We start from the raw sequence: 12413 nt of genomic DNA on the forward strand, positions 1-12413 counted from the left end.
GTGCCTTCGACTGCTTGCCGCAGAAGCAGCGGACGGCGCGGCGGTCCGAGCCGACTCGTGCCGGGCTATTCCTTGATCAGGGGGCTGAGCGTGGACGCCTTGGCCGCGGCGCCGACGACGCCGAGCGACTCGAGCCAGTTGCCGAGCATCTGATAGCCGCCCTCCGTGAGAACGGACTCGGGGTGGAACTGGACCCCCCAGAGCGGGGCGTCTCGGTGTGCGAGCCCCATAACAACTCCGCCCTCGGTTTCCGCGATGATTTCCAACTCGTCGGGGACGGTGTCCCGCACCGCCGCCAGCGAGTGGTAGCGGGTGGCGGTGAAGGGGTTCGCGATGTCGTGGAAGATCGGGTGCCCGCCGTGGTGGATCAGGGACGTTTTGCCATGCATCAGTTCGTCGGCATGCGTCACCACGCCGCCGTAGGCCTCCGCGAGCGCCTGGTGGCCCAGGCAGACGCCGAGCATCGGCTTGGACTCCAGGCCGCACCACTTGATCATCTCCACGCAGACGCCGGCCTCCGCGGGGTTGCCCGGCCCGGGCGAGACGAGGACGCCGTCACGGCTGGAGGCGAGCTCGATCGCCTCCGCCAGCGTTACGTCGTCGTTGCGGACCACGGTGGTCTCGGCGCCGAGTTCCTGGAGGTAACCCACCAGGGTGTAGACAAAGCTGTCGTAGTTGTCGATCACGAGGATCCGTGCGGGGGCGGTCATCGCGGGAGCACCAAACCAATCGTCGAGTCGGTCCATGGGCTGAATTGGTTGGCCCACGGGAAGACGTATTCCATCAGGACAAGTATGACGGCGGCAATCAGTATGAGGGAAATGAGTACCCGGGCCCACAGGGGCCCCGGCAGGTGGCGGAATATCCAGGCGTACATGTCGTCCTATCCCCGGCCGGCCATGGTGGCCGCAACGGTGTCCGCGATTGCGGCGGGCGGCCCCGCCTCCGCGGGCCGCCAAGACTCGAGCTCGGCGTACGCGATGATCCGCATCGCCGTGCTGAAGGGTGGATCGCAGCTGGTCAGCGTCAGCATGGAGGTTTCGGGCACTGCGTCGGGCCGGTTCGGAACGGGCAGCAGGACGCTGGTTTGCGTGGGGTGGACGATCTCGGTGCCCCGGTATGCGTAGGTGTAGAACCCTTCGGCCGTCTGGACGTAGAGGCGGTCCCCCTCGCGCAGCTTGTCGATGTCGTAGAACACCTGGCCATGCGTCTGCCGGTGCGCGGCGACCGCAAAGTTGCCAGGCTCGCCGGGCAGCTGCGTGGACGGATAGTGTCCGATCCCGAGGTTGTTCAGGACATCCAGTCCGACGCCGTTGGTTACCGGCCTCGCAAAGTTCTCCCCCAGCCGCGGGACGTACATGATCGCGAAGGTGGATCCCTCCAAGGACAGGGTTGCCGGCGGCGGATCCCCGAATTCCTCGCGGTCCCTTTGCGCGGCGGCCCCGGGCTCCCGCTCAGCGGGAGCCGCCGGGCGGGCGGGCACCACCACGTCGCCGAACTGCCGGGCGAGCTGCGCCGTGGCGGTCTCCTGCTTGCGGTCGGCCTCCAGATTGGTCCACCACAGCTCCCACGCGACGAAGAGCAGGAGTATGAGCCCGCACGTGATCAGCAGTTCCCCGAGGACGCCGACCACACGCCGGACGGCGCCGGCAGGGGAGCTCGGGTCGGTGGGCACGTCTCTCCTTCGGCTCGGTTGGCGCACCAGGGCGCGCCCGGAACCGGAAAGTTCGGCACCGGATAGTATGGAAGGCATTGGCGGCGCCCGTCCGTCCACTGTGTCGGCGGGCTCCACCAGCCACAATATCGTCCGTCGGCCGGAACCGGGGTTTGTTCCGTCGACCGAGGTCAGGAGACGCAGTGCCAGAGTCAAGGACGCGCCGCAAGGACCGCCGCGAAGCCCGGTCCGCCACCACTGCCGGCGAGTACAAGCCGCTGCCCGTTTGGTACAAGCCGGTGATGTTCGGACTGATGCTGCTCGGACTCGTCTGGATCATCGTCTACTACATCTCCGAGGGTCTGCTGCCCATCGTGACGGTCGGCGGCTGGAACATCGTCGTCGGCTTCGGCCTGGCCATGATCGGGTTCGTGATGACCACCCGCTGGCGCTAGCGGCACCGGCAATGCGCATCAAAATAACGTCGGTGCACGTCACCGACCCCGAAAAGGCACACGACTTCTATACGGCCGTGCTGGGCTTCGAGACGTTGATGGCGATGCCCGAGCACAGCCTGTTCATCGTCCGCGCCAAAGACGACCCCACGGGGCCCGGCCTGCTGCTCGAACCCAGCGACAACCCGGTGGCGAGGGCCTACATGGAAGGCGTCCACCGGCTCGGGCTTCCCGCGATCGTCTTCGGGGTCGCGGACGTTTGGGACGAATACCGCCGCCTCGGCGAGCTCGGCGTCGAGTTCCGCGGCGAGCCCACCGAGGACCCATCGGGACTCTCGGTGGTTTTGGAGGACACGGTCGGCAATCTCGTCCAGCTCCACCAGGACTGACGGACCCCGGTTCGCTCAGGCGGAGAAGCCGCCGTCGGCCTTCACGAGCTGGCCGTTGATCCATCCGCCCGGCCCGGACAGCATAAAGGCGACGACGGCCGCCACGTCCGCGGGGGTGCCCAGGCGGCCCCCGGGCTGGCGGGCCGTGAGCTCGGCGCGGATCTCCTGCGACATCCAACCGGTGTCCACGGGTCCCGGATTCACCACGTTCGCCGTGATGCCCTGTCCCGCGAGTTCGCGCGCGGCCGCCAGCACGATCCGGTCCAGCGCCCCCTTGCTTGCCCCGTAGGGCACGTTCCCCACCGTGTGGTCGCTGGTGAGCGCGAGGATACGGCCGCTGCCGTGGAGCGCCGACGGGAAACGGGAAGCGAATTCCCGCACCAACAGCCAGGAGGCGCGCGCGTTGACGGCAAAGTGGCGGTCGAAGGCGTCCACGGTGGTGTCCAGCAGCCCGGAGTCGACGGATTCGCAGTGGGACAGCACAAGCGCCGAGACGTGCCCCAGCTCGCCCGCCGAGGCCAGGAGCCGGGCCGGGACGCGCGTGTCCGCCAGGTCCGCCTCGAGAAGGACCACGCGCGCTCCGGTCGCCTCCAGCTCCGAGGCCAACTCGTCGGCGTCGTCGGGCCGTCGTCCCCACGGCATGCGGTCGTCGTACGGTCCCCAGTAGGCGAGGGCCAGGTCCCACCCGGCCGCCGCCAGAGACCGGGCCACCGCGGCGCCGAGTCCTGCCGCGCGGCCGACGCCGGTGATCAGGGCGACGGGGCGGTGGCCGGCGTCCGCCGCGGGCGCCTCGGTGGTGTCGTGCATCGCATCGTCCATGGATCCAGCCTACGGCCGGGCGTGGCATGCTGGATGGTGGACGAAAGGACCCCATGACCGAGACCAGCACCCCCGCCTCCGCCGCCCCACCGACGACCAGGCTGTCGCCGAAGATGCTCTATGGTGCGCTCGCCCTTGCCGAGATGGTGACGTGGGCATTGCTCATCCTCGGGATGGTACTGAAGTACTCGGGTACCAGCGAAGCCTTTGTCCCGATCTTCGGCCCAATCCACGGGGTCGTCTTCATCGCCTACTGCGTGGTGACGTGCTTCGTGTGGGTCAACCAGCGCTGGAGCTTCGGTCGCGGGGTGGCGGGCCTGGCCTCCGCCGTCGTGCCCTTCTGCACCATTCCGTTCGAGCGGTCCGTGGAGCGTCGCGGCCTGCTCGAGGGCGGCTGGCGGCTGGCGGCCGGCGGCGACCGGCCGCGGGGCCCGATCGAAGGAATCCAGGCACTGTGCCTGCGCCACCCGGTTGCCGCCGCGTTCGCCGGAGTCGCGTTCGTGGCCGTGGTGACCGCGGTGTTGCTGTTCCTGGGCCCGCCCGTCCCCAAGGGGTGACCCTGCCCCTCAGGGGCGGTGGGCGTAGAGGTCCCGGAGCAGACAGACCTCGGCGCCATGGTGGATCACCTCGCGGTTGATGTGCAGCACCAAATCCGCCATCGGCGCCTGCGACCAGCCGCCCTCCGCCGGGCCGCACGCGTCCATGAGCCCCGCGTCGCCGAGATCGCGGACACCCGCTGTCCAAAGGGCGTACCCGGCATCGAGTTGGGCCAACGCCGCATCGGCCGTTGCCGCGTACTCGTGCGTGCCGTAGTCCATGGGCGGCGCGCCGAAGTGCCCGGCATTCCGCATGCCCAAAACGCCGACGACGACGTGGCCGATCCTCCAGGCGATAGTGGTCACGGGCGCCGGCTCGGGTTCCGGGAACGCGAAGTCGATGGCGAATCCGCCCCCGCCGAGCGCCACGGCTCCATCGTGGGAGGGTGCCGCCTGGCCGCGGGGCCTGACATTCCAACTGCCCGGGGAGGGTTCCCAGAAGTATTCGTCGTCGGTCAGGCCGTCGAGGCGCGGCCTGAGGTGCTCTCGCCAATGCCAGTCGAGCTGTTCAAGCAGGGCGTCGTTCCAGCTGTAGGTCGCCTGCGTGTTCTCCATGGGGTCTCCTGCGCCGTTCGTTCCGTGGAAGGGTCCGCCGGTGGTCCCGGGACCGTGCCCCCTAGAGGCGGTATGCGGGTGGCGTATGGCGGGACAGCCGTTCCCTGGACCAGTCCCCGAAGGGGATGCCGGGCTGGCTGGAGGCGGGCATCAGGTTGTGTCCCGCCCGGAAGCCGGCGATCACGGGCCCCGGCACCGGGACCTGCACCACGGCCCCGCCGCGACCTCCCGCTTCCCTCCGGGCCGCCAGCCACTGCTCGGCCGCTTCCTTGACGGTGAGCGTCTGGGGACCGCCAGCGCCGATGATCCCGTAGCGAGGGCCGGCGTCGAGCGCGTCGACCACCACGCGGGCCGCGTCCGCGGCCGCGATGGGTTGGACGGACACCCCGCGCGGCACCGGTACTACGGGTGCCTTGGCAAGAAGGCGAAGCATGGCATCGACGAGCTCGTGGAATTGCGCCAGTCGGAGCACGGTCCACGGAACACCGGAGGAGGCAAGCGCATGTTCCGCCGCCAGCTTGGCTCGGTAGTAGCCCATCGGGATGTGGTCCACACCCAGTATGGAGACGAGCACCATGTGGGACACGCCGGCCCGGCATGCCGCCTGGCCTAGCAGCCGGGTGCCCCCGACGTCCACCCCGTCCCATTCGCGCGGCGCGGCCACGGCGCTCGCCAAGTGCGCCACCGCGTCCATGCCCTCGCAGGCCTCGGCCAGTCCTTCCCCGCTCACCAGGTCTCCAGCCACCGCGCCGGCGACACCCGGCCTGCGGGTCAGCACACGCACCTCGTCACCGCGATTTCGCAAAAGGGCGACCACATGTGTTCCGAGGACCCCCGTTCCACCGGTCACCAGTACCCTCATGTCACAACTCCCATGCCCCCACTGTGGTCGGTGTCCGCGGAGCCGTCAACGGTTCACGCCACGTGCGGCGGCGTGGGCTTGAGCGCCTCGTAGTACTCCCGCATGCCGGGGTAGTAGGCCTCGAAGTCCGGCATGGGCCCGTCGACCCGGCTGGCGGCCAGCCGGTCGAGGTAGAACTCCCAGCCCGGGCCGACATCCCCGAGGCCGGCCCGCGACGCCAGATGGTGGACCAGGCGGACGATGGTCCCCGATCCTGCCCTCTCCAGCCTGATCTCCAAGTCCCACACGCCGTGCTCGTCGTGCATCGACACCTCGAGGCGGTGCGGGGGCTCGCACGCGACCACCTCCAAGTGGGACGTCGGCTGGCCGTCCTCCGCAGTCAACGTCACGACCACCCTCCCGCCGGGGCGCCCGTCGCCCTCCCAGGGGCCGAACCAGAGCGCCGTGCGCCCGCTCTCCGTCACACTGGACCACACGTCCGCGATTGGCGCCTGCAGATAGCGATCCACCGTGAGGTCGATGCCGGTCTCCGTCTCCCGGACGCTGCCCGTCGGCTCTACCGGCATGTCAGCACCTCCGTCGTGGGAACCGTTCCCGGTCCGCGCCGCCGTCCCGGGCAGTCCAGTCTGCTCCTGTTATCACACCGGGGCAAGGGACACCCGCAGAATCCGGGAGGACGGACCCTCGTTGGTGGCCACCCAGAGTTCGTGGCCGGGCGACTGCGCCCGCGACGACGGCACGGCGACCACGTCGCGCAGGCGCCCGTACTGACCCCGCAGGAACTCTTGCGCGCCCGGCAACGAACCTGCCGCCTTGGCTTCCGATCCGGCGCGCGGGAGGGGAAGCCGCCACAGGCGCTGCCCGCGGAGGCACGCCACGTAGGCATGTCCGTCGACGATCGCCAGGGCGCTGGGCGAGGCGTCTCCGGTGGACGGCCACACATGCACGGCGGGCGTGAAGCGGCCGTCGTCGGCCGCCCCCGTCACCTCGGGCCATCCGTAGTTGCCGCCCCTCCGGACCAGATTCAGTTCGTCGTCGCGGTCCGGACCAAACTCCGTCGACCACATGCGCCCGTCCCCGTCCCAGGCGAGTCCTTGGACGTTTCGGTGCCCCGTGGACATCAGCGGTGCCGGCCGCCCCACCGGCAGGGAGTCGGCGGCGGAGACCTCCAACCGGAGTATCTTGCCGGACGGCGAATCCGGTTCCTGTGCCGAGTCCCGCTGTCCCGCGTCGCCCGTCCCGACGTAGAGCGCGCCGTCCGGGCCAAACTTGATGCGCCCCCCGTTGTGGTTGCCGGCCGACGGCATGGCGGTCAGCACGGGCTGCTCGGGACCCAGCCCGTCGTCGCCCACGGTGAAGCGCGAGACCCGGTTGCCGTCGGTGGCTGTGAAGTAGGCGTAGAGCAGCGCGTCGTCGTCGAAGTGTGGCGACGGCTCGAGTCCGAGCAGTCCGCCCTCCCCGCCGTGCGCCACGCCCGGAACGACGCCCAAGGTGGACACGGCGCCGTCGTCACCGATCTTGCGGACAGCTCCGGTGTCGCGCTCCGACACCAGCGCGCTGCCGTCGGGGAGGAACACGATCGACCATGGCGTGTCCAGGTTGGTTGCCACCGTTCCCACCACGCGCGGTTCGTCGGCAACGGCGGTTTCCGGGGCCGGGGCGGACGTCGTGTCCCCAACGCTCGGGCCGCCGGACGAAGGCCGGCCCGTCGCGGTGTTCCCCGCCGGCCCGGAACATGCGGAGAGCAGGCCAGTGGCGAAGGCGGCCCCGGCGGCGGCGACGACCGTCCTCCGCCGGGCGGCGGTGTCTCGGAACTCCATGGGCCCCAGCCTAGGCGGGCCGGGCCGATCGGTCGACGCCCACCCTCAGAGCGAGCGCGAGTACACGACGTTCGTTCGGATCTTCCGGAATCCCACCCGCTCGTAGAGACCGACGGCGCCGGTCGGGCTCTCCGAGTCCACCCCCAGGTCGACGGTGCGGTAGCCGGCCTCCTTGGCGGCGCCAACGACATCGGCCAGGAGGCGGGCGGCGTGCCCGCGCCCGCGTGCGCGGCGCCGGGTGCCGACCAGGCTGACGTACAGTTCGCCCGGCACCCATTCGCCGCTCAGGAGATAGGAGTCGACGGCGTCGTCCGGCCCCGCCGTGGGGTCGGGATTGAGGATCAACCGGCTGTACGCCGCACGGAAGCTCCTGGAGCGCAACTGGTCCCGCCACTTTTCGGGCGAGCGTGCCGTGGATCCCCAATGGTCCTCAAAAGCCTCGTTGTGCGCGAGCCGGGTGGCTTCGTGAAATTCCTGGGCGAAGGTGACGGTTGGCGTTCCGGGTGCCGCTGCGTCTGCGGGCGCGGCCCAGGCGTCAAGTTCGACGCGCATGTCCTGGAAGTAGCGCACGGGCTCGTACCCCCTTGCGGCGGCCAGCCGCGTGGCGCCGGAGCCGGGCCGGCCGGCCCAGATCTCCACCGCTGCGGGCGCCGAGGGATGCCTGTCCTGCGTCAGTTGCCGCGCGCGGGCCTCCATCCTGTCCATCAGTTCCCGACCGATCTTGCGGCCCCTATATGCCTCCCGCACGCCGCCCGAAATGTTTGCCTTGGCGACTCCGTCCCGGAGGGCGTCCATAACCCGCAACTGGCCGAATCCCACCATGGTCCCGCCGTCCCAGAGCGCGATGCTGTCCAGCGCCGCGTCGAATCCTGGTTCCTCCAGTTCCTCGGCCAGATCCTCTGGTGCGTAGACCTCGTCCGTTCCGTCCTGAACGGCCAGCAGGTTCGTCAGTTCGCTCCATGCCGGAGTGTCCGCGGCGTCGATGCTTTTCCAGACGAGTCCCAATTTTTGCTCCCTGCTGTTCGGTGGGGTGCGGCGACGATCCCGCTACTGGTTGACATGTCCCAATGCCGCATCTTGAATAATAGGCGTCGGCGGCGAGGCGTGTCACCCCTCCGGGCGGTGCGAACACGACCGCGCGGGCCGAGGCCCGTCCGGCGGTGTACACATGCTGTGAACATGGTTATCCACAGGTGGGGACAAGTCTGTTGGTAAGTATGTTCTATTTCGCCCCAACAGGCGGATGCGCTCCCGATAACGTCCGTGAATTACACACGTGTAAGTTTTGAACACTGTGGATAGATGCTGTGGACAAGTCCGAAATGAGCCTAAAACAGTGGAAAACAATGGCCTGGCGAGGCGACAGGTCCGCGACGGGCGTCTTTTAGCCTCGCAGAATGGACCCCTCGTCAACACACAGGATGTGCACAAGAGTTATCCACAGCTGTGGATGGATATGTGAATCATCAAGGGTCCGCCGCCGATTCCGGCGCGGGAAAGGGCGCTGGCGGCGCCCACGGCACGCCCGAGTCGCTGAACCACATGGCTGTCACTTATTAACAGTGTGGATAACTCCTGTGGAAACGGAAGAGGCACGTCCCCGCACCTGACGGCGGGAACGTGCCTCTTGCGGAGCCGCGGGCGGCTATGCGCCTCCGAAGATCTTTTCGGGCACCAGATGCCAGCCGTACCAGGTCAGCGCGACAAGCAGCACGAGGACGGTGGCGGCACCGGAGAACTGGATGAGCGAGCGGTGTGGACCCCGCGGCGCGTAGGCGAAGACGGCGGAAAGTACCGCGCCGGTGACCAGGCCACCGAGGTGTGCCTGCCACGAAATGTTGACGCCGGGGAGGAAGCCCAGCACCAGGTTGATCGCTATCAGGATGAGGATCGGCCGGTAGTTGCCGCCGCGGGCCTTCATCACGACCAACAAGGCGCCGAACAGCCCGAAGACCGCACCCGAGGCGCCGACAACGCCGGTCCGGGGGTCCTCCAACAGCAGCACGGCGACAGACCCGCCGAAGCCCGCGATCAAATAGAGCAATAGGAAGCGCAGTCGGCCCAACATGGGTTCGAGTGCCTGGCCAATGGCGTACAGCGCGTACATGTTGAACGCGATATGCATGAGGAAGCCCGTGGAGTGCAGGAAGGTCGAGGTGAGCATGCGCCACGGTTCGCTGCCGGTGTAGACGCCGGCGTAAAGCAGGTCCCCCTCCAGCGATGGAATCGCGAACTGACCAAGGAACACGGCCGCGCAGATGGCGATGATGGAATAGGTCACGACCGGTTTGCCTTGGCGAACGGTGCCGCCGAAAGCCGTGCGCTGTGTGCGGACGTTCGCTCCCGCCTCCGCGACGCAGTCCACGCACTGGACTCCGACCGCCGCGGTGCGCTGACATTCCGGGCAAGCCGGCCTCCCACACCGCTGGCATCGGACGTAGGAGGCCCTGTCCGGATGCCTTGGACACACGGGGACCTGCATGTCTGGTTGCTGGGCGGGAAGACCGAAGGCCATGGACGTTTCTCCTGGTGGTGGTGTTGGCGGTCGCAGGCGACGCCGGCCGCGCGGCGGGCACCTCTCTGCGGGTCCCCTTAACTGCGGGCGGGTCCCGCCGCGGGTTCGATGGAACCACGGCAGAACCCGCCAGTCGCGGCCGCTGGGGCCGCGGGTTGCCTAGAGCGCTTCCACGTCGATGTCGTTGATGACGACGTCCTCGAGCGGCTTGTCACGGCCGTCGGTGGGGACGGCATTAAGCTTGTCCACCACCTGGCGCGAGGCGTCGTCGGTGACGTCGCCGAAGATGGTGTGCTTGCCCTGGAGCCACGTGGTGGGGGCGGCGGTGATGAAGAACTGCGAGCCGTTCGTCCCTCGTCCCATCCGGATTCCGGCGTTGGCCATGGCGAACTTGTAGGGTTCGGTGAAGTCCAGGTCCGGATTGATCTCGTCGTCGAACTGGTATCCCGGTCCGCCGATGCCCTGGCCCAGCGGATCTCCGCCCTGGATCATGAAGTCGGTGATGATGCGGTGGAAAATGGTCCCGCTGTAAAGCGGGGTGTTGGTCTGCTCCTCGCCGGACTCGGGGTGCACCCAGGTCTGCTCGCCGGTGGCGAGGCCGATGAAGTTCTTGACGGTCTTGGGCGCGTGGTTACCGAACAGATTGACCACGATGTCACCGTGGTTGGTGTGGATGGTGGCCTTGTGCGTGGGAATGGCAGTCATGCGCCCATTCTTCCACGGCACCCGTTGGCGCCCGTGCCGCTGGTCTACGCGGACAGTGAACATGGGAGGCGGCTGCCCGCGGGGCATCGTTCTGGATGGCTCGCCCGTTGCGCAACGCGTAGGCTAGGCCCGGATGCTCCAACAATTCGGGAGGAACGTGTGAAGAAGACAGAACGCATTGCCCGTGACCTTGGTGACTCGGTCACCACCAGCGTGGAAGGCGCCCGCGAATGGGCCACACCGCGCGTGGAGGCGGCCGTGAATTGGGCGGTGCCCCGCCTCGAGAAGGGAATCGAGACGGCTTCCCCCAAGATCCAGGAGGGTCTGCACCGCGCGGCGAGCGAGCTCGCCGACGGCGTCGCCAAGGTGACGCCCTTGATCCAGGACAGCCTGGATCGTGTGGCCCCACGCATTTCCCACGTAGTGGACGAGGCGTCCCCGCGCATACAGCACACCCTCGACAAGGCAACGCCGGCACTGCAGCACGCCCGGGACCTTGTCGTCAACGAGTACATTCCCACGGCCAGCGCCAAGTTGGGCGAAGCGGCCGACTACACCGCACGACGGTTGGACGCGGCACACTTCCCCCAGCCGGTCCACCAGGCGGTCGCCACGTTCTCCGGCGACAAGAAGGCACTCAAGCGGGCGCAGAAGTCGGCGGCCGGGGCGGTGCGGCAGGCCGGCAAGCAGCTCCGTAAGGAACAGGTCCACCAGGGCCGCAAGCGCGGCTTCCTGATCTTCGGGATCATCGCGGCCGTCGTCACCGCGGGCGTCGCGGCCTGGAAGGCGTCCAAGCCGGTCGAGGATCCTTGGAAGTCGCCGGCTCCCGTCGAGCCGGCGCCGGTCCCGGCTGCTGTCCCCTCCACGGAAACCGCGGCAACCACGGACGAAGTGCGCGAGCACTTGGCCGGAGCGGGCGCCACGGCACCGTCGGTCCAGACGTCCGAGCCGCTGTTCGCCGAGACGTCACAAGGTTCCGCCACCGGCGTCGACGCCGACCTGGCAACCGCCGATGCCACCGACGGGGACGCCGACGGCGCTCCCAAGCCCGGCCCGCGGGGCGCCGCGCGTCGCGCCTCCGCTCCCGGAACGGACGAGGCCGGCACCACGGAGGGCTAGTCCCGCCGATCGGCACACGAAAGGGGAGATTCGCTGCGGCGGATCTCCCCTTTCGTGTGTGTGGTCGCTGATACATTGGCCGTGTGGATAACGTGAAACCGTCGGTCTCAATCGTCGTTCCGGCGTACAACGAGGAGAGCGTGATCCGCCAATGCCTGGTGGCGGCGATCTACCAGACCGTGCCGGCCCACGAGATCATCGTCGTGGACAACATGTCCCGGGACACCACCGCGGCAATCGTCCGGCAAATGCAGGCCGAGTACCCGGAAGCACCCATCCGTCTGGTCAACCAGGACCGGGAGCAGGGACTCATTCCCACGCGCAACTTCGGCCTCGGCGCGGCCACGGGCGAGGTGCTGGGGCGCATCGACGCGGATTCGGTGCTTGAGCCGGACTGGGTGGAGCAGGTGGGGCTCACGTTCGCCGACACGTCCGTTATGGCGGCCACGGGGCCGGTGGTCTACTACGACATGCCCATGCGCCGCTGGGGACTGAAGGCCGACGACAAGATGCGCCAGCTGGTGCTCAAGCTCGCATACAAGCAATACCACTTCCTCTTCGGCTCCAACATGGCCCTTCGCCGCACGGCGTGGGAGACGATCTCCTCCGAAGTCTGCCGCGACGAGGCCGACGAAATGCACGAGGACATCGACATCTCCGTGCACCTTGCGGACCACGACCTCCTGATCCGCTACGTTCCCGGCATGGTTTCGGGGATGTCGGCGCGGCGGCTCGAGGACTCGCCCAAGGACTACCGCTACTACGTCACGCGGTTCGACCGCACGTACAAGGCGCACCAGATCAACAAGTCCGTCCTGAAAATCCCGATGCTGATCTTTATGTCGATCTACTACCCGGCCAAGATGCTTCGCTACATCCACACGGTGCGCAGCTCCCAGCCGGTTCGCCGCGGCGGGATCTGAG

15 protein-coding genes are annotated in these 12413 nt (G+C 68.3%); 5 read left to right on the plus strand and 10 right to left on the minus strand.

What is annotated here, in order from left to right; translation table 11 throughout:
• Positions 1–65: 65 nt before the first annotated feature.
• Complete coding sequence (locus tag AC3ZJJ_RS15630) at positions 66–710, minus strand: anthranilate synthase component II (protein WP_489892737.1); 645 nt, start codon at positions 708–710, stop codon at positions 66–68.
• 173 nt (positions 711–883) lie between these two features.
• Positions 884–1675 carry a class E sortase gene (locus AC3ZJJ_RS15635; RefSeq protein ID WP_489892738.1) on the minus strand — a complete coding sequence of 264 codons (792 nt, stop codon included), beginning with the start codon at positions 1673–1675 and terminating at the stop codon, positions 884–886.
• 182 nt (positions 1676–1857) lie between these two features.
• Here AC3ZJJ_RS15635 and AC3ZJJ_RS15640 point away from each other — a divergent pair, with 182 nt between their 5' ends.
• Together AC3ZJJ_RS15640 and AC3ZJJ_RS15645 are read left to right on the plus strand one after the other, a co-directional pair.
• Complete coding sequence (locus AC3ZJJ_RS15640) at positions 1858–2109, plus strand: cell division protein CrgA (RefSeq protein WP_489892739.1); 252 nt, start codon at positions 1858–1860, stop codon at positions 2107–2109.
• A gap of 11 nt (positions 2110–2120) precedes the next feature.
• On the plus strand, positions 2121–2498 hold the full coding sequence (locus AC3ZJJ_RS15645) for a VOC family protein (RefSeq protein WP_489892740.1): 378 nt from the start codon (positions 2121–2123) through the stop codon (positions 2496–2498).
• Between the two features lie 15 nt (positions 2499–2513).
• Here AC3ZJJ_RS15645 and AC3ZJJ_RS15650 read toward each other — a convergent pair whose 3' ends face one another.
• Positions 2514–3317 carry an SDR family oxidoreductase gene (locus AC3ZJJ_RS15650; protein ID WP_489892741.1) on the minus strand — a complete coding sequence of 268 codons (804 nt, stop codon included), beginning with the start codon at positions 3315–3317 and terminating at the stop codon, positions 2514–2516.
• 53 nt (positions 3318–3370) lie between these two features.
• On the opposite strand from AC3ZJJ_RS15650, the gene AC3ZJJ_RS15655 reads away from it, so the two are divergent.
• Entirely contained in the window at positions 3371–3874 is a 504-nt protein-coding gene (locus AC3ZJJ_RS15655; protein WP_489892742.1) for a DUF3817 domain-containing protein, read from the plus strand.
• 9 nt (positions 3875–3883) lie between these two features.
• Here the strand turns inward: AC3ZJJ_RS15655 and AC3ZJJ_RS15660 are convergent, their stop codons facing one another.
• The 7 genes from AC3ZJJ_RS15660 to AC3ZJJ_RS15690 form a co-directional block, all read right to left on the minus strand.
• A complete protein-coding gene (locus AC3ZJJ_RS15660) occupies positions 3884–4468 on the minus strand; it encodes a DinB family protein (protein WP_489892743.1) in 585 nt (194 codons plus the stop codon).
• Positions 4469–4529: 61 nt separating this feature from the next.
• Complete coding sequence (locus tag AC3ZJJ_RS15665; protein ID WP_489892744.1) at positions 4530–5330, minus strand: SDR family oxidoreductase; 801 nt, start codon at positions 5328–5330, stop codon at positions 4530–4532.
• Between the two features lie 53 nt (positions 5331–5383).
• The gene (locus tag AC3ZJJ_RS15670) at positions 5384–5896 is read right to left on the minus strand and encodes an SRPBCC family protein (RefSeq protein WP_489892745.1); all 513 of its coding nucleotides are present in this window, start codon (positions 5894–5896) and stop codon (positions 5384–5386) included.
• Between the two features lie 72 nt (positions 5897–5968).
• Positions 5969–7150 carry a PQQ-dependent sugar dehydrogenase gene (locus AC3ZJJ_RS15675; RefSeq protein ID WP_489892746.1) on the minus strand — a complete coding sequence of 394 codons (1182 nt, stop codon included), beginning with the start codon at positions 7148–7150 and terminating at the stop codon, positions 5969–5971.
• Between the two features lie 45 nt (positions 7151–7195).
• Positions 7196–8155 (minus strand): GNAT family N-acetyltransferase, encoded by a 960-nt coding sequence (locus tag AC3ZJJ_RS15680; RefSeq protein WP_489892747.1) that lies wholly within the window; start codon positions 8153–8155, stop codon positions 7196–7198.
• Between the two features lie 640 nt (positions 8156–8795).
• Positions 8796–9431, minus strand: a complete 636-nt coding sequence (locus AC3ZJJ_RS15685; protein ID WP_489892748.1) for a rhomboid family intramembrane serine protease — start codon at positions 9429–9431, stop codon at positions 8796–8798.
• Between the two features lie 393 nt (positions 9432–9824).
• Positions 9825–10370: a peptidylprolyl isomerase gene (locus tag AC3ZJJ_RS15690; RefSeq protein ID WP_489892749.1), complete on the minus strand. Its 546-nt coding sequence runs from the start codon at positions 10368–10370 to the stop codon at positions 9825–9827.
• A gap of 159 nt (positions 10371–10529) precedes the next feature.
• Here AC3ZJJ_RS15690 and AC3ZJJ_RS15695 point away from each other — a divergent pair, with 159 nt between their 5' ends.
• Together AC3ZJJ_RS15695 and AC3ZJJ_RS15700 are read left to right on the plus strand one after the other, a co-directional pair.
• Positions 10530–11489: a hypothetical protein gene (locus AC3ZJJ_RS15695; RefSeq protein WP_489892750.1), complete on the plus strand. Its 960-nt coding sequence runs from the start codon at positions 10530–10532 to the stop codon at positions 11487–11489.
• A gap of 83 nt (positions 11490–11572) precedes the next feature.
• The gene (locus tag AC3ZJJ_RS15700) at positions 11573–12412 is read left to right on the plus strand and encodes a glycosyltransferase family 2 protein (RefSeq protein WP_489892751.1); all 840 of its coding nucleotides are present in this window, start codon (positions 11573–11575) and stop codon (positions 12410–12412) included.
• The last annotated feature ends 1 nt before the right edge of the window (position 12413 follow it).

The sequence above is a fragment of the Arthrobacter sp. AOP29-A2-19 genome (assembly GCF_058138025.1).

Excerpts from the sequence above, each read along its gene's own strand:
- AC3ZJJ_RS15670 (WP_489892745.1), bottom strand. The coding sequence starts at position 5,896 with ATGCCGGTAGAGCCGACGGGCAGCGTCCGGGAGACGGAGACCGGCATC.
- AC3ZJJ_RS15645 (WP_489892740.1), top strand. The coding sequence starts at position 2,121 with ATGCGCATCAAAATAACGTCGGTGCACGTCACCGACCCCGAAAAGGCA.
- AC3ZJJ_RS15630 (WP_489892737.1), bottom strand. The coding sequence starts at position 710 with ATGACCGCCCCCGCACGGATCCTCGTGATCGACAACTACGACAGCTTT.
- AC3ZJJ_RS15660 (WP_489892743.1), bottom strand. The coding sequence starts at position 4,468 with ATGGAGAACACGCAGGCGACCTACAGCTGGAACGACGCCCTGCTTGAA.
- AC3ZJJ_RS15655 (WP_489892742.1), top strand. The coding sequence starts at position 3,371 with ATGACCGAGACCAGCACCCCCGCCTCCGCCGCCCCACCGACGACCAGG.
- AC3ZJJ_RS15690 (WP_489892749.1), bottom strand. The coding sequence starts at position 10,370 with ATGACTGCCATTCCCACGCACAAGGCCACCATCCACACCAACCACGGT.
- AC3ZJJ_RS15675 (WP_489892746.1), bottom strand. The coding sequence starts at position 7,150 with ATGGAGTTCCGAGACACCGCCGCCCGGCGGAGGACGGTCGTCGCCGCC.
- AC3ZJJ_RS15650 (WP_489892741.1), bottom strand. The coding sequence starts at position 3,317 with ATGGACGATGCGATGCACGACACCACCGAGGCGCCCGCGGCGGACGCC.
- AC3ZJJ_RS15665 (WP_489892744.1), bottom strand. The coding sequence starts at position 5,330 with ATGAGGGTACTGGTGACCGGTGGAACGGGGGTCCTCGGAACACATGTG.